The 22,176-nt window shown below is 39.7% G+C and carries 13 protein-coding genes and 1 pseudogene; all 14 read left to right on the top strand.

All coding sequences use genetic code 11. From position 1 onward, the window contains the following. The first annotated feature begins 66 nt into the window (after positions 1–66). Complete coding sequence (locus T501_RS20455) at positions 67–1,431, top strand: glycoside hydrolase family 32 protein (protein ID WP_197027980.1); 1,365 nt, start codon at positions 67–69, stop codon at positions 1,429–1,431. 7 nt (positions 1,432–1,438) lie between these two features. Then, entirely contained in the window at positions 1,439–2,920 is a 1,482-nt protein-coding gene (locus tag T501_RS16685) for a glycoside hydrolase family 32 protein (protein ID WP_026511758.1), read from the top strand. After that, positions 2,920–3,888 (top strand): carbohydrate kinase family protein, encoded by a 969-nt coding sequence (locus tag T501_RS16680; RefSeq protein WP_044916293.1) that lies wholly within the window; start codon positions 2,920–2,922, stop codon positions 3,886–3,888. Before T501_RS16685 ends, T501_RS16680 begins: the two co-directional genes overlap by 1 nt. 329 nt (positions 3,889–4,217) lie before the next feature. Further along, positions 4,218–5,240 (top strand): LacI family DNA-binding transcriptional regulator, encoded by a 1,023-nt coding sequence (locus T501_RS16675; protein ID WP_044916291.1) that lies wholly within the window; start codon positions 4,218–4,220, stop codon positions 5,238–5,240. 202 nt (positions 5,241–5,442) lie between these two features. Further along, entirely contained in the window at positions 5,443–6,714 is a 1,272-nt protein-coding gene (locus tag T501_RS16670; RefSeq protein WP_044916288.1) for a GGDEF domain-containing protein, read from the top strand. A 24-nt stretch (positions 6,715–6,738) separates the two neighbouring features. Next, positions 6,739–7,653, top strand: coding sequence for an ABC transporter permease (locus T501_RS16665; RefSeq protein WP_026511754.1), 915 nt, complete (start codon positions 6,739–6,741; stop codon positions 7,651–7,653). Positions 7,654–7,735: 82 nt separating this feature from the next. Further along, a complete protein-coding gene (locus T501_RS16660; RefSeq protein ID WP_442856386.1) occupies positions 7,736–8,554 on the top strand; it encodes a carbohydrate ABC transporter permease in 819 nt (272 codons plus the stop codon). 2 nt (positions 8,555–8,556) lie between these two features. After that, positions 8,557–10,140 (top strand): type 2 periplasmic-binding domain-containing protein, encoded by a 1,584-nt coding sequence (locus tag T501_RS16655; protein WP_044916283.1) that lies wholly within the window; start codon positions 8,557–8,559, stop codon positions 10,138–10,140. A 404-nt stretch (positions 10,141–10,544) separates the two neighbouring features. Then, positions 10,545–14,648 carry a starch-binding protein gene (locus T501_RS20450; RefSeq protein WP_050008367.1) on the top strand — a complete coding sequence of 1,368 codons (4,104 nt, stop codon included), beginning with the start codon at positions 10,545–10,547 and terminating at the stop codon, positions 14,646–14,648. 183 nt (positions 14,649–14,831) lie between these two features. After that, on the top strand, positions 14,832–16,508 hold the full coding sequence (locus tag T501_RS16640) for an extracellular solute-binding protein (protein ID WP_155994904.1): 1,677 nt from the start codon (positions 14,832–14,834) through the stop codon (positions 16,506–16,508). A 21-nt stretch (positions 16,509–16,529) separates the two neighbouring features. Beyond that, a complete protein-coding gene (locus T501_RS16635; protein ID WP_044916282.1) occupies positions 16,530–18,242 on the top strand; it encodes a methyl-accepting chemotaxis protein in 1,713 nt (570 codons plus the stop codon). 318 nt (positions 18,243–18,560) lie between these two features. Beyond that, positions 18,561–20,123 (top strand): alpha-amylase family glycosyl hydrolase, encoded by a 1,563-nt coding sequence (locus tag T501_RS16630; RefSeq protein ID WP_155994903.1) that lies wholly within the window; start codon positions 18,561–18,563, stop codon positions 20,121–20,123. Positions 20,124–20,484: 361 nt separating this feature from the next. After that, positions 20,485–21,795, top strand: a complete 1,311-nt coding sequence (locus T501_RS16625; protein WP_026511822.1) for an extracellular solute-binding protein — start codon at positions 20,485–20,487, stop codon at positions 21,793–21,795. A gap of 148 nt (positions 21,796–21,943) precedes the next feature. Beyond that, positions 21,944–22,176 (top strand): annotated as a pseudogene (locus tag T501_RS22995) (IS5/IS1182 family transposase); the annotation flags it as partial.

Genomic DNA, 22,176 nt, shown 5'->3' with positions numbered 1-22,176 from the left:
TACAGGTTGTACTAATCATATATGAAAGGTGAGGGAGGAGAGATTTCTCCTCCCTCTTTTATGAAAATGAAAAAGAAGACAATTGCTTTACTCAGTATACTTGTGTGCATGTTAACAGGATGTGGAGAAAAAAACAGTATGGAGTGTCTCTTTCCAAGAGCGGAAGATAGCTATGTTGGCGATGTTATGGCACTTACAGAAGGTAATGGAGTTTATCTAAACTACCTATATGAAACAGATCATAATGGAGTGGGTTATCATCCTATAAACAGTTTTTACACAAAAGATTTTCTTTCTTTTGAGGATAAGGGTGAGGTTCTTTCTTTTGCAGAAGATTCTGAAAAGCAGGATCTTGCTATAGGAACAGGTTCTTTTATAAAGGACGACAGTGGTAAATACCATTGTTTTTACACAGGTCATAATGATTATTATGACACTTATGGGTTGGATAAAGAATGCGTAATGCATGCAACAAGCAGTAACAATAAGAAATACGTAAAGGATTATGATGAAATAATCCATGCACCTGAAGGTTACAGCACCAATGATTTTCGTGATCCGCAGGTTTATAAGACTGATGACGGGTATCTGATGCTGGTAGGTGCAAGAAAAGAAAAAGAAGAAGAGAGCGCAATCATATATTTTGAATCGCAGGATCTTCATAACTGGACTTTTAAGGGCGATTTTTATACCAGTAAAGAGCTTTACTTTATGGAATGCCCGGACGTTTTTAAAATTGGGGAAAAATATTATTTAGTATTTAGCTGGAACAATGTTGTTTATTACAGAATGGCGGATAGCTTTTTTGGACCGTGGGAAAAACCGGAGATTGATACATTTGACGGAAACGGATTTTATGCTGCCAAGACATGTGAATTAGATGGTAAACGATATCTGATAGGATTTCTCGACAGAAAAAAGAGAGAAAGTGACGGCTTAGGTTACACATGGGCAGGAAGCATTGTTACTTATGAACTTAGACAATTACAAGACGGCACACTTGGGGCGTGCATGCCTGAACAATATAATGATTATTTTAAGACAGAACTGAGAACAGAGGATTCATTGGCAGGAACAGTAGATTTGGGACAGGTTCCTGAGACCTGCCACATGACATTTGACCTTGATATGCAGGATGATGGAAAGCTTGACCTTATATTTGATAATGCAGAAAAAGGGGAAAAGTATCATCTGTCTATTGATAACAAGGAGGACAATATCACATTTAATGCATTTCCGAATTTTCAGGCTATGGCATTGAAAACCGGAAAAACCTACAAGGTAGATGTCGTTGTTGAAAAGGATATAGTTATAGTTTACGTAGGCGGTGAAAAGGTACTGTCTAACAGAATTTACGCAGCAGTAGGTGCAGACTGGAGACTGGATTCATCAGCAGCAGTAGTTAGTAATTTCAGAATTTATGGTAAGTGAGGATTATATGAGCGATAAGTTAGAAAAAGCAAGAAAATATGAAGCAAAGACAGAATTGACAATTTCTGAGGAGCAGAGGCCTCTTTTTCATCTTACTCCCAGATGTGGATGGATGAATGATCCAAACGGTTTTAGCCGTTACAATGGAAAATATCACCTTTTCTATCAGTATTACCCATATGAGACTGTATGGGGACCTATGCATTGGGGACACGCAGAAAGTGAAGATCTCATAAACTGGAAGTATCTTCCCTGCGCTATGGCACCGGATGAAAAATATGATGATGCAGGCTGTTTCTCAGGCAGTGCAATAGAGATGGATGATGGAAAACAGCTTCTTGTATATACCGGCGTTCACAAAGAGCAGGATGAAGACGGTGTTTTCCATGAGTATCAGACTCAGTGCGTTGCTATAGGTGATGGAACTGATTATGTAAAATATGAAAACAACCCTGTTATTACCGGGGAAACACTTCCCGAAGGCGCAGGTATCTATGATTTCAGAGATCCTAAGGTATTTAAGGAAAACGGAAAATACTATATGGTAGTAGGTAATAAAACTGTGGATAAGGATGGTCAGATTCTTCAGTATGTGAGTGAGGACGGTATTCATTGGACTTACGATAAGCTGGTGATCAAAAACAATCACAGATTCGGTGTAATGTGGGAATGTCCTGATTATTTTGCACTTGATGGTAAGCAGGTATTACTTACCAGCCCTCAGGACATGCTTCCTGAAGAACTTGAATTCCACAACGGAAATGGAACTTTATGTGTCATTGGAAGCTTTGATGCTGATGGTAATTTCTGTGAAGAAAACTGCCAGGCTATTGATTATGGTATAGATTTCTATGCACCCCAGACAGTTCTTGCAGAAGATGGAAGAAGACTTATGATAGGCTGGATGCAGAACTGGGATACATGTGGCATAAGACGTGATGATTTCCCGTGGTTTGGACAGATGAGCTTCCCGAGAGAAATCAGCCTTCACAACAATAAGCTGATACAGAAGCCTGCCAGAGAGATTGAAAACTACTATGGCAAGAGAATCAGCAGACAGAATGTCCTGATCTCTGATAGTGCTTCACTTTCAAGCATCGAGGGAAGATGCATAGATATGACTGTAAAGGTTAAATCTACAGAAGCAGATCTGTCTTACCAGAAGTTTGAAATTCGTTTTGCTGATAACGGTAAAGCATATTCAGTTATCGAGTATGATCCGTTGCAGAATATTGTAAAGATCGATAGAAAGCACTCAGGAAGCAGAAGAGCTATAGTTCATCAGAGAAGATGTAAAGTAGCAAATAACAAGGGTGAAATCACTCTTAGACTGATTCTTGACAGATACAGCATGGAACTTTTCATAAACGATGGTGAACAGGTAATGTCAATGGGAATCTTCACAGATATAAAAGCTGAAGCAATCAATTTCAGAGCAAATGGTGAACTTCTTATGGATGTTATAATGTATGAACTGGAGAAAGAATAATGGATAGATTTGATGTAGTTGCTTTAGGTGAGTTACTGATAGATTTTACAAATAACGGAATTAGTTCACAAGGAAATCCCTTATTTGAAGCAAATCCGGGTGGAGCTCCCTGCAATGTGCTTTCAATGCTGCAGAATCTCGGTAATAAAACAGCATTTATCGGAAAAGTCGGTGATGACTTCTTCGGTAGAATGCTTAAAGAGAGGGTTGAAAAGCAGGGAATTGACTCTACTGCACTTGTTTTTGACAAAGAGATCCCCACTACTCTTGCATTTGTTAACAAGCTTGAAAATGGCGACCGTGACTTTTCTTTTTATAGAAAGCCCGGTGCAGATATGATGCTTACTAAAGATGATGTCAAGAAAAATGTAGATATGCTGATGAATACAGATGTATTTCATTTTGGAACATTATCTATGACGGACGAGCCTGCAAGAGAAGCTACAAAAATGGCAGTGGATATAGCAAAAGAGAGCGGAGCTTTAATTTCTTTTGATCCAAACTACAGGGAACCGCTTTGGGATTCTGTAAATACCGCTATTGAAGCGATGAATTATGGATTTGAAAAATGTGATATTCTCAAAATATCTGACAATGAAGTAGAACTTTTCACAGGCATATCAGATATTTGTGAAGGAGCTAGAAAGATCCAGAAGGATTATAATATTCCAATCATATTTGCTACACTCGGACCGGATGGAAGTATGGCACTTTATAAGGATATGGTTGTAAAGAAGGACGGTTACAAGAATCCTGACACAATTGAGACTACAGGAGCAGGTGATACATTTTGCGCATGTGCTATTGATTACATTAGAAGAAATGGCATTGAAAGTCTGACTGAGGATGGATTAATGGAGTGCCTTAATTTTGCAAATGCTGCCGCATCCATAATTACAACAAGGAAAGGTGCCCTTTCTGTAATGCCGACTAAGGATGAGGTTGATAGCTTTCTTAGTGATAAATAATCAGTCTGTGCCTGGAACGGCGATTTGTTAAAATTGCATTTTCCCGGATTTCTGATGATATTCAGGAATCTAAATCATCATAATTAAAGAGAAAATAAATGACTGTCGTATAAGAGTAAAACTTATGCGGCAGTTTTTTCATATAAACATTATATCCCTAATCGCAAAAAGGTGATTTAATATTCTATCGCTTCCTATAAGATAATACATAGTGAGAACACAAAGAATTTCCTGCTTTTATACTTGACCTCAGTGGCAAAATTTAATATAGTTAAAGAGATGGTTAACCGTTAAACCATTGAAAAATACAGACACAAACGGAGATAATCATGAATTTAAAAACTATAGCAGAACTCGCGGGGGTGAGTACAGCCACTGTTTCAAATGTGTTAAATGGAAATTTCCATAAAGTTTCTGAAGAGACCAGAGCTAAGGTCGAGAAAATCATTAAGGATTCAAATTATAAACCTAATGTTATAGCAAGATCTCTTGCAAAAAAGGAAAGCCATCTGATAGGTGTTGTAGTTCCATATCTTAGTAAGGATGAGGACTTTTTTGCTAACCCATATAACGCGCATATTATAGCAGCACTTGAACGTTTTGTACGTAGGCATGACTATTATGTGATGCTAAGATGCGTTGGGGATCCGAGAGAGATTATACCGCTTTTGTCCTCCTGGAATGTTGATGGGGCGTTTTTCCTTGGAGTATACAGGGACGAGGTTCGTGAGATCAGAGAGCGCATTGATATACCTATGGTTTTCATTGATACCTATGCTCCCGGGGAGCCGATAGTCAATATAGGTATTGAGGATTACAGAGGTGGGTATCTTTCTGCAAAATATCTTATAGGTAAAGGCCATAAAAAGCTTGCACTTGTCACTCCTGAGATAACCGGAGAGGGTGTTATCAAGGAACGTCAGCAGGGATTTGCTGATGCATGTGCTGAAAGTAATGTGGACTTTAGCATTTCTAAGGATGTATTTCATAGTGTTTCAACATATCGCAATGCCGTTGAAGTGGGACAGGATATAGTCTTTGCAAACCGTGGATATACTGCAGTGGCTACCATGTCAGATATTGTTGCTTTTGGTGTTATCGAGGGACTTCACCAGTGTGGTATTCGTGTACCATATGATATTTCTGTAGTCGGTTTCGATAATCTTCCTGATTGTGATTTTATGTCACCCAAGCTGACTTCTGTTGCTCAGGATTTTGAGTGGAAGGCTGAGAAAGCAGGAGAATACCTGTTTAGAATGATCGGTGGAGAGAAGGATCTTGTTTTGGATGAACGCCAGCCCATCAGAGTTATGGAGAGACAGTCTGTAAGGAATCTCTCAGATAAGTTATAATTCAGGAATTTCAATTTTCTTAATATATTTTTAATGTCGTCTTTTCCAATATTGCATATATATGTGATAGCATATAATCACTAACATTATGTGCAATTTAATGGAGAAGAATCGATGATAACTGCTTTTTTTGAAAAGTTGGATAGTATAGATTATTTCGTATCCTCCAGAGAAGAGGCTCTGGAGGATACGAAATAAGATTATGCTTAAACAGCTCTGCAATTTCATAGCGATTTTTTCTATCATTTTCCTTATATTTAAATATGCCAATAATCCGGGTGTTTTGCCGGATTTTGGTTATGTTATCCTTCTTGCAGTTTTGCTGTTTTATAATCTGCAGTATAGACTTTGGCTTTCGAAGGCTAAGTTATCGTTCAAAGTTACAAGGCTTATTATTTTAATAAATTATTCACTGCTTTTCGCAGCAGTGTCATATCTTGAAGTATGTGTTGTTTCAGAATCACATCTTCTCTTAATTCTCGCGCTCATTATGGCATTTCCAACATTTTATACCGATTATTTCAGGATTGTAGTCCTTTTTGAAATTCTCTCAGGCGGGATTTACTATATATTTTTTAAGCTTTTTGAGAGTAAGGAATTTATCTGGCAACACTTTTTTCTTATCATACTGGGAATAATTTTTTCACTCCTTATTGTAATGATTAATTTCGGCAATCAGGCAGAAAGTGCATCTGAGGAGAAAATTTTTAAAGAAAAAAGTGATACTGACGGGCTTACTGACCTGAAAAATAAAATTGCTTTTGAAGAAGAGGCCAGAGCTGCTATTCTTGACAGAACTCCCGGAACAGCCCTGATGCTTCTGATTCTTGATTTTGATAATTTTAAATATGTAAATGACTACTATGGTCATCAGTTGGGAGATGATGTCCTTAAAGCTTTTGCGAAGCTCCTTAAGCGTGAATTCAGAATAGTGGATATTATAGGCCGAGTCGGCGGAGATGAGTTTATGGTTATAATCCGCGAGCTGCCTTTGGGAAATATCCACCTTATAGAAAACAGATGCAAAAATATCTTGCATGAACTAAATATTCTTAAGGTTGGAGACGCCAGATCTTTTTCCTGCAGTATTGGTATTGCAGCTGATGAATGCGGGCTTACTTTTGAGGCATTATACAGACTGGCCGATGATGCCCTTTATGAGTCAAAATGCAGAGGAAAAGGCAGATTTACCACCTATGTGACGAAAGAAATTCAAAAGACTGCTGAAAGAATGATATATATTCTTTCCAACAATGATGGTGCAAGAAGGCTTATAAGGGAGACTCTTGATGCGAATTGTCAGGTGCTTGAAGGCACTGATATTGTAAGAGGATTGAATGATATAAGCCTATATCAGGACTACTTGAATGAGATATATATTCAGATGGATATGCCCGGAATAACCACTAAGGAGTTGGAGGATTATATGGCATCCAGACCTGTTTTTTCAAGAGTGCAGCTTCACAGGTTTTGATCTTAGAAAGTCAGAGGTAGTCGCATGAGGAAGTGGGACAGATTCGTATTAAAATTTAAAAAGTATTATCAACTTTACATACTACTCCTTCCGGCAGTTATTTTGCTTGTTTGCTTTGCATATCTTCCAATGTTCGGTATCATTATTGCTTTTCAGGACTATTCCCCTGCTCTTGGCGTGACAAAAAGCGAGTTTGTGGGCTTCAAGAATTTTCTTCAGTTTTTCAGATCATATCAGTTCCGCGTGACAATAAAAAACACATTGATTCTAAGCTTTTACAGCATCCTTGTGGGAGTTCCGCTTCCAATAGCTGTGGCACTTATGTGTAATCAGATGAAAAGCAAAATGTTCAAAAAGGTGTTTCAGGTCATCACATATCTTCCGCATTTCATTTCAACCATGGTTATGTGCGGTTTGATACTTATATTCCTTTCACCGACTAATGGACTATTTGCGAATCTCTTTGCTCTTGCAGGAAAAGAATTCCCGAATCTTATGGCTGACGCCTCAGCATTTAAGCATGTGTATGTATGGAGTGATATATGGCAGCATCTGGGGTGGGATAGCATAATTTATCTTGCTGCGCTTGCCGGCATAGATCCTACGTATTACGAGGCAGCGATAGTCGATGGAACCAGTACATTACAGAAAATTCGATATATCGATATTCCCATGATACTGCCAACTACAATGATTCTATTGATCTTAAGAGCCGGAAATATACTTGGCGTGGGCTTTGAAAAGGTGTATCTCCTTCAAAATGTTCAAAATATCATGAGCAGCGAGATAATCTCGACCTATGTTTATAAGATGGGCATGCAAAGTATGCAGTATAGCCTTTCGACGGCAATAGGTTTATTTAATACGGTTGTAAATCTATTGGTTCTTTTACTGGTTAACTTCATAGCAAGGAAAACAACAGAAAACAGTCTGTTTTAACAGGTGAACTATGATATTTAGAAAAAAAGCGATCTCTCAGGACAAAATCATAAATGTAATATTCCATATTGTGGCGGTTTTAATGATAATTATTGTCGTTTACCCGTTATGGTTTGTAATAATAGCGTCTTTTAGTAAACCTGCTGATGTTGTCGGTGGTAAAGTCTGGATTTTGCCGATAGAAATAGATGTCAGAGGATATGAAAAGCTCCTTGAGCAATCCAAGATATGGATCAGCTATCTTAACACAATCTTATACACAGCCGTGGGCACAGTATTCGGGCTTATAGTGAATATTTCTGCCGGATATGCTATGTCGAGAAAAGATATGCCAGGAAGAAAAATCATAAACACATTTCTTGTAATTCCAATGTTTGTCAGTGGAGGACTGATTCCTACGTATCTGATAGTTAAGAATTTTGGATTTCTGGATTCCTTTTGGGTAATGGTCATTCCTTTTGCAGCATCGACTTATAACATAATCGTCGCCAGAACCTTCTTTGAAAATCTGCTTCCTGAGGCACTGTGGGAGGCAGCACAGATTGATGGCTGCGGAACTCTTAGATATTTCTTTGAATTTGCATTGCCTTTATCAAAAGCAGTTATAGCTGTTGTTGGACTCTGGACCGCTGTTGGACTATGGAATTCCTGGTTTAATGCCCTTATTTATCTTAATAATGAAAACCTGATACCTCTTCAGCTTTTGCTAAGAAGAATCCTTATAACCAATGAATCGCTTTTAGGTGCAGCGACAGGTACTATGGCGCAGGAACTGAGGAAACTGTCGGATATGATGAAATATGGGTCAATAGTAGTTTCAACATTACCGATTATGCTCGTTTATCCATTCCTCCAAAAGTATTTCAATCAGGGGGTCATGGTTGGATCTGTGAAAGGATAAAAATGATGAAGAAAAGAAATATACTGATGGCAGTTTTCCTTGGAACTATTATGATGCTGGAAGCATGTGCTGCTGGTAATAGTGGCAAAAATACGGAAGAAGAAAACACCACAATTGAAAATGATGCCACTACATATGAGGTCGCAACCGTGAGATGGGCAGACTGGGGAGAGGACTATCACACAGGATTCCCGGATCAGGCGGCTATGAAAAAAGGCATAACCATAAAATGGCAGACTATACTGAACTCCGACTGGACCGATAAGAGGGCGGTGCTTCTGGCGGGAGGAAATTTGCCAGACGCATTCATGGGATCAATATGTTTCTCAGAACTTGATATCCTGACTAATCAGGGTTCATTTATTGCGCTTGATGATTATATTGATGAATATATGCCAAATTTTAAGAAAATCATGGATAGTGATCCGATAATGAAGGCACTGGCTTACTCAGCAGATGGGCATATCTATGGGCTGCCGTCAAGGAAACCCTGCAGACCCGTCATATCAAATCAGATGTTTATCAACAAAAAATGGCTTGATAATCTAGGATTGTCTATACCTCAGACCTATAAAGAATTTGAGGATGTTCTGATTGCTTTTAAGGAACAGGATGCCAATGGAAACGGGGATCCTACAGATGAAATTCCCTATGGACAGGGGTATGCGGATCTGGTTATGTCATTTTGTCTTCCATTCGGGACAACTATAGGTGCTGATGGAACATATATGATGAGCATTCAAAACGGAGAACCGATATATCTGCCCACTTCACAGTCCTATAAGGACGGCATAAGCTGGATGCACGAATGCTATGAAAAAGGGCTTATTGACCCTGAAATTTTCACTCAGGATTCATCCATGCGGGATGCAAAACTGATGAATGAAATACCGATAATCGGATGCGCTGCAGGTTGGACAACAGATGCTACATTCGGACAAAATGCAGATGAGTATGTAGCATTGCCGGCACTTCAGGGACCGGACGGTAACAGATATGTAGCCTCTGATCCTGAACATTGGAATTACAGCAGGTATGAGTTTGTAGTAACAAAGGATTGTCATGATCCCGGGCAATTACTATCCTGGGCTGACAGTTTTTATACAGAAGATGCGTCTATACAGAATTTTTATGGAGCATTTGGTATAGGTGTTGAGAAGGATGAAGAAACCGGCACATATACTGTTCTTGAGCCCACAGATGGAAATACTGCAGATACCTTTGCATGGATAGAATCGCTACGTGATTTTGGACCTAAATATGTTCAGGACGATTTTAATGCCAAGGTTACATATGCGGCAACAGATAACGGAGATGCATCAAAGCTGGAGCTTGATAAAGAGCTCAATCAATACGCAAGAGATGCTTATCCAAACGTTAGTTACACCATTGATCAGCTGAAAACCCTGTCGACACTATATACAGATATTGACTCCTATATGAATTTATATCAGGCGACATGGGTAACAGAGGGAGGCGTTGAAGCTCAGTGGGATGAATACATAAATACACTGGAACAGATGGGCTATTCTGAATTCCTGAAGATCCAGCTTGATGCATATGAGACCTATGAATCTAATAAATAACACGTGTTACATATAGATTAAATAAAATCAATCCATGTAACATAAAACCAATAAGCTTATGAAAAGTCATGATATCAAAATTCATGGCTTTTTTTATTCAATAGAAATTCCTTCGGATTTCCTATTGAATAAAAAGCGCTCCGCTATGGATGCGACTGGTGCGCAGATGAATTTTGCAAGCTAAAGCTTGCGCGCACCAGCGCGCAAAGAGTCGCGAGCGACTCTTTGTTCTGTTTACAAAATCTTTGGTTATCGTTTTGTAACTTTTTTACAAAGTTAACCAAGAAAAAACGAAAGTTTTTACCAATTGACGATTGAATAGTGAGATTATTATAATTCTTCTTACATTGGGTTAATCGATTAACGGTAGTTAAAGTTAATTATAGTGGAGGTTTTACAAAAGTATGAAGAGTAAATGGGTTAAGCGCTTATTAACCGCCGGTGTCAGCCTTTCGATGCTGGTAGGCGCACCTGCATCAGAACTTGTTTCTTTATCAGCACTAGCAGCTGTGGAGGAAACAGCGTTGGAAGAGGCAGGTACTGATTTAGAGGAACAGGATCTAGAGACATCAGGAAGCGATGAGGAAGAAGTAAAAGAAGACACTGAAGTAAAAACAGAGCCTGAAGAAGTATCAGAAACAATAGAAGCTAATACTGAAGCAACAGCAGAAGTAAATCCGGAGGAGCCGGAAACAGAAGCAGCGGCAGACGTAAATACAGAGAATGAAGAAATAAAGAATACAGAAGTTAATCCGGAGGTTACGGATTTAGATATTCCTGAAGAAAATTCAGTTGAAGTTCCGGTTGCAGAATCGCAAGCGGGCGAAGAAGAAAGTGCTTTAGCTGATTCCGTTACAGATGAAGAAAGTGCAACATCATTTGATGAAGAAGAATATGAGGTTTCAACATTTGAAGTTGAAAGTGATAATGAAGAAGCCACAGATGCATCAGATGATACAAAGACGGCTGTACTTGAAAATCAGAAGAACAGAGCACGCACTAATGGAAATGCAAATGATAGCTCAAACGTTAACAGAAAATCAATCCATGATGGTGCAATACTTCATGTATTCTCATGGAATTTTGATACAGTAATTGAAAACATGGATGAAATTGCAGCAGCAGGCTTTACTGCAATTCAGACATCTCCGATAAACAAGGTCATCGATACACATCCTGCATTGACTTTGTCAGGCGAGGGCCAGTGGTATTATCACTATCAGCCGACTGATTGGACAATTGGTAACTATCAGCTTGGTGACAGAGAAGGCTTTAAAGCTTTATGTGATAAGGCTGATGAATATGGAATCGGAGTAATTGTTGATATTGATCCCAATCACACAACACCTAGTAAATCAGAACTTTCACAGAATCTCCTTGATGCTGTTGGAGGAATAGAAAACCTCTATCATAAAGATAACAACAGCGGAATGGATTACAGCAACAGACTCTCAGTTACCTATGATGATATGGGAGGTCTTCCGGATGTTGATACTGAGAATCCGGATTTTCAGGAGTATTTTTATGCATACCTTGAGGATTGTATAAACTGTGGTGCAGATGGATTCCGTATCGATACTGCTAAGCACATTGCACTTCCTGATGATGCTGTTTCAAAAGCATATGAAAATGAACCTGATAGAAATAATTTCTATCCCAACATGGTAAAAGAGCTCAGTGACTATGCTGCTGAAACAGGAAGAAAGGATTACAGTAATCTTTTCGTATATGGTGAAGTTCTTCAGGGTGCTGCTTCAAGACTTTCTTCTTATCAGGAAGCTATAGGCGGAACAACAGCAAGTAATTATGGTGGCACAATCAGATCTGCACTTGCAAATGACAACTTTAATGTTGGAAAAGTAAGTGATTATGGAATCGCTGCTGAAGATGGTCGTGATGCATATCCTGACAAGCTTGTAACATGGGTAGAATCACATGATAACTACATTAATGATACTTCCTATACATCAATAAATGATCAGGATACAATTCTTGGCTGGGCTGTTATTACAGCAAGAAAAGATGGAACACCTCTTTTCTTCTCAAGACCTGCAGGAAGCACAAAGGATAAGCCTTTTGGTAACAATGTCCTTGGCGCAGCAGGAAATGATCTGTTTAAATCAGCAGAAGTAACTGCAATCAACAAGTTTAGAACTGCAATGGTTGGGAAGGATGAGATTTTATCAAATCCCGGAAATGACAACCACATTATCCTTATTGAGAGAAAGGATGCAGATGCACAGAATTCTGCAGGTGCAGTTCTTGTTAATTCAGCTTCTACATCACTTGTTGTAGAAGGCAAAACATCTTTAGAGGATGGCACATATGTTAATGCTATCGAAGGAAAAGATGATATCTTTACAGTATCAAATGGTATTATCAGAGGTATTGTAAAGGCTGAGGATGTTGTTGTTCTTAGAGAGAAGGCAGATGTATCCTATACAACTGTACATTTCTACAACACAGAGAACTGGTCAAATGTAAATGCTAAGATTGAAGGTCAGGATGCACTTGTTTCAGGAATTAATGAAACAGATGGATGGGTTAGATTCTATATACCAGAAGGCGATGTAAAGGTTAGCTTTACAGATGGCACAAATACAACAGGCACTTATGATGTAAATAATGGTAAGGATAACTATATCACACCTGCCAAGACTGATATTTTTGGTTCAGTTCAGGAAGCTGAAGCAGCACTTGGAATTAAGACAGAATCAGTTTATTTCTTTAATACAGTACTTTGGGATGATGTAAAGGTTTATTCATGGCTTAATGATGAAACTAAGCTTGCAGGAGAATGGCCAGGCAAGAGCACAACAGATGAAGGCGGATACTGGATTCGCGCAGATCTTAAAATTCCTGAATCTGTAGATGAGCCTTTCTATGTAATCTTTAGTGGTGCAAGTGGTGCTCAGACAGATAATATACTGATTGATGATGATAACAGATATATTGCTATAAGTGAGGAAACAAAGACTTCTGTTAAATATGCTTCAAAAGAAGATGCAGAAAAAGCTATGGGTCTTTCTGCAAATATGACAACTGTACATTTCTATAATGCAGATAACTGGGATAAAGTTTATGTTCATATGTGGGAAGCATATGACACAGGAGCATGGCCCGGAAAACTTGCAGAAGATGAAGGCGATGGATGGTGGAAATTTGAAGTTCCTGCAGCAGTAGGCTCTGATTTCAATATCATATTCAACAGTGGCGACGGAAAACAGACAGAAAACCTCAAGGTTACAAATCTTCTTAAGAGATATATTGTTGGAAACAAATATTATTCTTCAAAAGAGATTGCTATTAGCAGTGGTGAGAATACAACCATTTATTACTATGATGATAATAACTGGGATGCAGAGGAAGTATATGCATATATCTGGTCCAGTGTTGAAGGCTACAATAATACAGTAGGAAATTGGCCCGGAACCCAGATGACTTCTTTAGGAAATGGTTTCTATTCATTAGAAGTTTCTAATGATGCAATACTTAATGGCGATTTGAATCTTATTTTTAACCAGAAAGGATCTAACCAGTTATCTGATAAGAAGATCCGTGATACAAAGAAAGTTTACTTTAATACAAAAGAAGCAGAAGGATATGAAAATTGGAAGGATGCCCTTGGCGACAGAGATGTAGAAATTCCTGGAACAGACGAGGGAACACCTTCTACAGAGGCACCTTCAGAAGAACCTGCAACAGGTGAAGAAACACCTTCAACAGAGACACCTTCAGAGGAAGCACCCACAACTGGTGGAGAAACACCTTCAACAGAGACACCTTCAGAGGAAGCACCTGCAACTGGTGGAGAAACACCTTCAACAGAGACTCCTTCACAGACTGCACCTTCAGCAGGGGCTCCTACACAGACTGTTCCGGAAACACAGGTTCCTACAGGATCCACACCTTCAACAGAAGTAAAAACACCTGCTGTTGAGACTCCTCAGGTGAATACACCTGAAGAAGGCAAAACAAAAACTGTTAATACTGAGGAAAAGGTTGCTGTAACAGGAATAACCCTTGAGAAGAAGATAAAAGTAGGAAAAGGCGGAAAATATCAGCTTACAGCTGTTGTTGCACCTGCAAATGCTACAAATACAGAGATAGAATGGACAACAAGCGATAAGAAGATCGCAACTGTATCAAGCACCGGACTGGTTAAGGCTAAAAAGAAGGGTTCAGCTACAATTACTGCTACAACCAGGGATGGTGGTTTCAAGGCAGAAGTTAAGGTTATAGTTAAAGACGCTATTAAGGTAACAGGTGTTAAGCTTAACAAAAAGAGCAAAACTATCAAGGTAGGCAAAAGCTATACACTTAAGGCAACAATCAAACCTAAGAAGGCTACAATCACTGATGTGACATGGTTCAGTAGCAATAAGAAGGTTGCTAAGGTTGATAAAGAAGGCAATGTTACCGCTATTGGTAAAGGAACTGCAACAATTACAGTAAAGACTAAGGACGGAAAATATACCGCTACCTGCAAGATTACTGTAAAGAAATAAAGTATGTTTAGTTTTAGGGCTTCGCATTGTGCGGAGCCCTGTTTTAATGAAAAATACATATTTATTTAATATGCAGAATATTTTTAAGAAATAGGGGCAATGATAAAATAATAAAGAAAATAGCACACTATTAAATTGTGGATATGAAGATGTGAATTAATTATTAGAAAGGAGGCACAAACTATGAGAATGGCTAAGTATACTCCACGGATAAGAATTCTTGGCGTAAGTATGGCTATGATTCTAACGCTGTTTTCGACAGGTTGCGCTTCTTCAAGCGGAGTTGTGGTACCAAGAACTCCCAAGGAAAAGCCGGCAGCTCAGTCAATATCGCTTAAGCTTTGGATACCTGAGGGCGAAATTCCTATGGTTGATCAGCTTGTGCGCAATTTTGATGCTGTTCATGAGGAATATGAGATAAGCTATACGATTGAGGCCAAGGGCATAGATGAAGCATCTGAGGAGGTTGGACAGGAAGGTGTCACCGCAGCAGATATATTCTACCTGCCAAGTGGTGGAGTGGAGTCAATGGCTCAAAAGGGGCTGCTTACACCCATAGAATATGATTTTGACAAGCTTAAGGTTGATCTGCCTGAAAGCTCAGTAAGTGCGGTTACTACGGATGGCAAGGTTTACGCGGTGCCTACTTCGCCTAATTCATTTTTCATGTTTTATAATAAAAACTTCTTTAACGAGTCTGAAATCCAAAGCCTGGATACTATGATGAGCAAGAATCTGGGAGATGGAGTATATAATTTCAGTTCATCAATCACAAATTCATGGTATCTGGAGATGTTTTTCCTCGGAAATGGATGTTCTCTGTTTGGTGAGGACGGCAAGGATCCTGCAATTTGTACCTTTAATGACGAAAAAGGTCTTGAGGCAGGACGGTATATACTTCAGCTTGTTCAGAATCCCAAGTATCTGGAGGATATTGAAAATGCAGGATTTGATGCCTTTGCAGAGGGAAAAGTCGGTGCATATACGACCGGTGCCTGGAACGCGCCCGATTTAAAGGCTGCGCTTGGCGATAAGCTTGGTTCTGCAGCGCTTCCTACAGCTAAGATGGGAAGTGATCCTGGGCAGTTATCCAATTTTGTAGATTTTAAAACCGTTGCAGTAAGTGCAGAAACTAAATATCCGGAAGCCGCTGAAAAACTTGCTGTGTATCTTGCAAATAAGGACAGCTCCGCAAGAAGATTTGCAGCAAGTGGTGATATTCCGGTTTTACAGAACCTGGCAGACAATGAAGACATAAGTAATGATCTGGCAGCTACTGCGCTGAACAGTCAGGCGGTTTTTGCTACCAATCAGCCTTCAATTCCGCAGATGGGTAATTATTGGGGAAGTATGCAGGCGTTTGGAGAAGCTGCCTATAATGGAGAGATAGATGACAGCAATCTGCAGGCTAAATTGGATGAGCTTGTAGCAGGAATTCTGGCACCCATTGAAACGGAAGAGGCCGCTGAAGAAGAGGTATCTGAAGAAGTAGCAGAAGAGGATGCTGGTGAAGAAGTAGCAGAAGAAATAGCAGAAGAGGATGCTGGTGAAGAAGCAGCAGAAGAAATAGTAGAAGAGGATGCTGGTGAAGAAGCAGCAGAAGAAATAGCAGAAGAGGATGCTGCCGGTGAAGAAGCGGCAGAAGGATCATCCGAAGAAACTGCTGACGAAGCTGCCGATGAGATAAAAGAGGAATCAAGCGATGAAGCATCTGCAGAAAATGAGTCAAATGAAAAAGAAAACACCCAGGATGTACCTGACAATGAGAGCGATACAGACAAATCCTCTGAGGAATCCGTGGATGATTCAGCTCATGGAGATTCAGAGAATGTGATAGAAACTATTGAAGGTAAAGGATAACAGAAAGAAGAGGATAATGTGATGGGTAAAAGGTCAAGAATTGGACTCGTTGGGAAACTTATTACTATTGCGATTTTAGCTGTAATTGTCACTGCTGTTTTTCTGTTCTCCATAAGTGCCTTTAGAATAAACGGAACATACAGAGAACTCATAGTTGAAGAGCTACATGCCACAGCAGCTCATCTTCAAAGCCAACTATCAAATGAACATGATGGTGACTGGGAGCTTTCATCAGATGGTAAACTGTTAAAGGGTGGTACGGATGTAATGGAACAGTTTGAGCGTGAGATGGATGAGCTAAAGGCTGAAACCGGTATAGAGTATACCCTGTTTTACGGTGATTCTGCCATAATTACAACTATGACAAATACCAGTGGCACAAAATTAAAAGGTACAAAGGTTGACAGTGCAGCTTTAAGCGCTGTTAGAAGTGGAAACAATTATTACTCCACAAATTTGATAATTGAAGGAACGCAGTATTTTGGATATTACACACCGATGGAAAATTCTGATGGCTCAATAGCAGGTGTTTGCTTTACCGGAAGAAATGCCGGCGATGTATCAAGAGCAATAATTGGCGTTACTCTGGTGCTTGTAATAATCAGTATTGTAATTCTTGTAGCTGTCATTATTTTTGGCTATGTTTTAAACCGCAGGCTTTCATCCAAAATGAAATCCCTTTCCGGCGACCTTACCAAGCTTGCAGACGGTACACTTTCCATCGATGTTGATCAGGAAGTCAAGGATAGAAATGATGAACTTGGAGAAATTGGTAGCAGCATGGACAACCTGATAGGACAGCTTGGAAATATTATTGGAAAAACAAAGAATATGTCGCAGGAACTGACAGAATCAGGAACAGAGCTTGCTAAAAACAGTGATAGTGCTTCCCATGCAGCAACTCAGATAACAACAGCAGTAAGCGAAATATCAAAGGGTGCGGCATCGCAGGCTGAAAGCATACAAAATGCAGTTGGTGAAACAGCGCAGATGGGCAGTGGAATAGACAGTATTTCTGAGAGCGTTGATGTTCTTAATGTTGCATCATCCAAAATGACTGAGAACTGTAAAGGAACTCAGGAAGCACTGAATCTTCTTATCGATCAGGCCAAAAAGGTTGCAGAATCTGTTGAGACCATATCAACAACTATTACCAGAACAGATCAGAGTGCTAAGGCTATTTCGGAATTTACTGAGGCGATCAACAGTATAGCAACACAGACCAATCTATTGTCACTCAATGCATCTATTGAGGCTGCAAGAGCAGGAGAAGCAGGTAAAGGCTTTGCAGTAGTAGCAAGCGAGATATCAAGTCTTGCAGAACAAAGTAAGCAAAGTGCAGATAAGATAAATGAGATTACTAATGATCTGATGAAGGATGCAGGTGAATCTGTTCAGGTAGTGCAGCTCCTCATTGATAACATAGAAGAGCAGGGGAAACAGCTCGATACTACCAGGGATTCCATGGATAGGATGCAACAGGGAATTGATTATGTTTCCGAAAGTGCGGAGAAAATCATATCTGATGTAACAGGACTAAAAAGGTCTAAAAATAACCTTGATGAGATTATCCAGGATCTGTCAGCTATTTCCGAAGAGAATGCAGCATCGACAGAAGAGACCAACGCATCAATGGAAGCACTCTCTGACACCTTCTCAAAGATAAGTGAAAGCGCAGAGGGACTGAGAGAACTGGCAGGTGACCTTACAGATACCATCAGTTATTTTGACTAACTGATCTGAATCACAAGTAAATATAATAGTATATCCAGGAGCTGCCGCATGAGATAGTATTTGTGGCAGTTCCTTTGTTTTAGCAGAGCACTTATTGAGGTCATTTAAGTGACTGTAGGGATTGAATTACTCATTAGTTGGCTTCGGGAAGTTATATACGATAAAAGGTAAATAATATAACACAATAAAACTTGTGGTTGACTATATGGTATGAATGGATTTATATTACTTCAAAGGTTAAACGCTTTACTTAATTATTGATATTTGTTGGTTAATAAGGCTGAAGAAGCCGTATGTATAGCTGAAAGGAGCGTTATAGTGAAAAACAAGATTGCAAGAATGTTAGTGGCTTATGCTGCCGGTGCGGTAGTATTTGTATCCGGATGTGGCAATAGTGCAGGGACTGATAGTCAAAACCAGACAGCAGCCGATACAAATGAGCAAAACACAGTAAATGATGGTGAGACAAGTGATGAAGCTTCTAATGAAGGAGCCTTGGCAGATAAGGGTACTGAAGCTGAAAATACAGAACAGGAAGACGCACAGGATAGTACAGAAGCTACTACAGATGAGGTAGCAGAGGATTCCGCAGAGAAGATATCTGAAGCACCTGATTGGACAAAGGATGCTGTTCTTTATGAGGTAAACCTAAGACAGTATACGGAATCAGGATCCTTCAATGAATTCTCAGAGCACCTTCAGGAGTTAAAGGATATGGGAATAAACACTTTGTGGTTTATGCCTATTCACCCGATTTCTGAGACAAACAGATCCGGGGTACTTGGTTCCTATTATTCAGTAAGCGATTATAAGGATGTAAACCCAGAGTTTGGCAATCTGGAGGATTTCAGAGCCCTTGTAAACAAAGCACATGATATGGGATTTCACGTAATGCTTGACTGGGTTGCAAACCATACAGGATGGGATAATGCCTGGATCACAGAGCACCCTGACTGGTATACACAGAAAAATGGCGAGATCATCTCTCCTGAAGGAATGGGATGGCCTGATGTCGCAGATCTCAACTATGACAATGAGGACATGCGAAAAGAGATGATAGACAGCATGAAATATTGGGTTGAAGAATTCGATATTGACGGCTTTAGATGTGATTATGCGTCCGGTGTTCCGGTGGATTTCTGGGAGCAGGCAAGAGAAGCTCTCGATGAAGTAAAAGACGTATATATGCTGGAGGAAGATCTTGGAGGAGCAGCCGGAAGTAACCTCAACTACGCATTTGACTCCAATTACAATACAAAGCTTTACGAAACTCTTGTTGCCGTAGCTAAGGATCAAAAGAAAGCGGATAAGATAAAGCTCTATATCCCCGGCAATGATAATAATACTTTTGGCATGAATTACCTCGATAACCATGATGTTAACTCATATGACAGAACAATAAACGAGGCATTTGACAGTGCTGCACTGCCTGCTATGTATAGTGTTGCATTCACTCTGCCTGGAATTCCCATGGTTTATTCCGGAGATGAAATCGGTTATGACCATGCCATTGCCTTTATGGAAAAGGACACTATCGATTGGGATAATGGCACCGGTGACTACAGAGGGCTGATAGCAGACCTGTCAGCTATGAGGAAAGATCATGAAGCACTGCAGGCCGGCAATCAGGATGAAGAATTTGAGGTTTATGCAAACGATAACAAGAATATTCTTGCTTTTGAAAGAACACAGGGAGATGACAAAATAGTATGTGTGTACAATCTTTCCAAAAAGGAGCAGGAAGTTAATTTAAGTGAAATATTAACCGGTGATGAAGAGGTTCTTTACTCAGGAGCAGACGGGATTTATCAGGAAAATGGCGAAAATCCTCTGGATTCAAGCATTTTGGCACCTTGGTCATTCTTTATTATGACAAGATAAACAAGTTTGCATTTAGTTAAGAATGTTATAAAAGTAAAAATACAAGATTTCTTGTGGGCAAAATTGGAATTTAATCAACTGATAAAAGAAAGTAATGCTTAGAAAAGACCCTTCATAGCCATATGGAGGGTCTTAATTATGCAAACAAGGTAAAGCGCATAACATAATAGCCTTAAAAAATCAATTGTACAAAATACATAATATTTGAAAGCCCGATTTAGATAATGTATAGAAAAAGTAAAATACAGGTTGACCGATTAACCAATATAAGTTATAGTCTGGTAAAGCGATTAACCAAATGGTTTAACAAAGTAATGAACGAACAAAAAAGTAATTTTAGTTACACAGGAGGAATTAAGTAATGAAATTGAAAAAGTTAGGCGCTTTGATGATGACAGCAACATTGACAGCAGGAACACTTGCTGGTTGCGGTGGTTCTGATAACTCATCAGCAACAACAGCATCTTCAGAAACAGCAACAGAAGAGACAGCAGCAGCTACTGAGGAGAAATCCGCTGAGGCAACAGGCGAGACTGAAGATGTAACTCTTAAGATCTGGGTACCTGAAGAAGAGGTAGATATCACAGATCAGATGGTAAAGGATTTTGATGAAGCTCATGATGAGTTCAACATCACATATGAAATCGCAGTAGTTGGTATAGATGAAGCACCTGCAAACCTTGAGACAGATGCTGATACAGCAGCAGATATCTTCTACACACCCAGCGGCGGGGTAGCAGATCTTGCAGGTAAGGGATTACTTCTTCCTATAACAAAGGATTTTGATACAATCGCATCTGACCTTCCTGAAAGTGCACTTAATGCAGTTACAGTTGACGGACTTACATATGCAGTTCCTTTCTCACCTAATACATACTTCATGTATTACAACAAGGAGCTTTACACAGAGGATGAAATCAAGAATCTTGACACAATGATGGCTAAGGATCTTGGCGATGGAATGTGGAACTTCAGTACACAGATTACAAATTCATGGTACATCGAGAGCTTCTTCCTTGGAAACGGATGCACACTTTTTGGCGAAGATGGAAAAGATCCTTCAAACTGCACATTCAATGATGCAAACGGTCTTGCAGCAGGTGAGTACATCATCGACCTTGCTTCCAACCCGAAGTACCTTGAGGACGCTGACGGCGTAGGCGGATCAGCATTCAAAGAAGGTAAGCTTGGTGCAGTTACATCAGGTGCTTGGAGCGCTCCTGAGTTTAAGGAAGCTCTTGGTGATAAGCTTGGTGCAGTAGCACTTCCTACAGCAACAATCGGTGGTAAGGATGTACAGCTTTCAAACTTCGTTGACTTCAAGACAATCACAGTTAAGTCAAACACTGCTTATCCTCTTGCAGCACAGCAGCTTGCAGTATACATGGCAAATCCTGAAAGCTCACTTATCAGATACAACGCACAGGGTGATGTTCCGGTTCTTAAGTCACTTTCTGAGAGCGAAGAGATCAAGAGTGATTTCGTAGCATCTGCTCTTAACGATCAGGCTGCTCTTGCGACAAACCAGCCCAGCATCTCTAAGATGGGTGATTACTGGGATCCTGCACAGGCTCTTGGTGAAGGAATCTACAACGGTGAGATTACTTCTGATAACCTTCAGCAGCAGCTTGATGCACTTGTAGACAGTATCACAGGAACACTTACAGAGTAATTTTTAGGATATTCTTCCAACAAATATTTAATGCAAGTGGGGGCTGTCGCACTAAGAATTAGTGCGAGGCCCCTTTTTAGTGCTAAAAGTCTTGATTAACACAAAGACCAGGCTTCGAAAAGCCTGGTCTTTGCTGTAAAATATATTTATGCTACTAAATAAAATCTTACAAGGAAATTATAGCCTTTCTTCCTTAAATCATCAAATAAAACTTCCGCTCGACATAGTCCTATCAGTAGCAGATGACGATCCGGTACGCCTGGTAAGCGCATTCGTGGAGGAGATGGACCTTTCTGATCTTTATGCAACATATGAAAGAATCAGAAAAGGCCAGGCAACGCCCCGTCATATGATGAAGATAGCAGTCTATGCAGCAATGAA

This window comes from Butyrivibrio sp. WCE2006, assembly GCF_000701985.1.
Lineage (GTDB): Bacteria > Bacillota > Clostridia > Lachnospirales > Lachnospiraceae > Butyrivibrio.
Note: the sequence above shows the minus strand (reverse complement) of the source record. Positions and strands in the feature narration are given on the sequence as shown.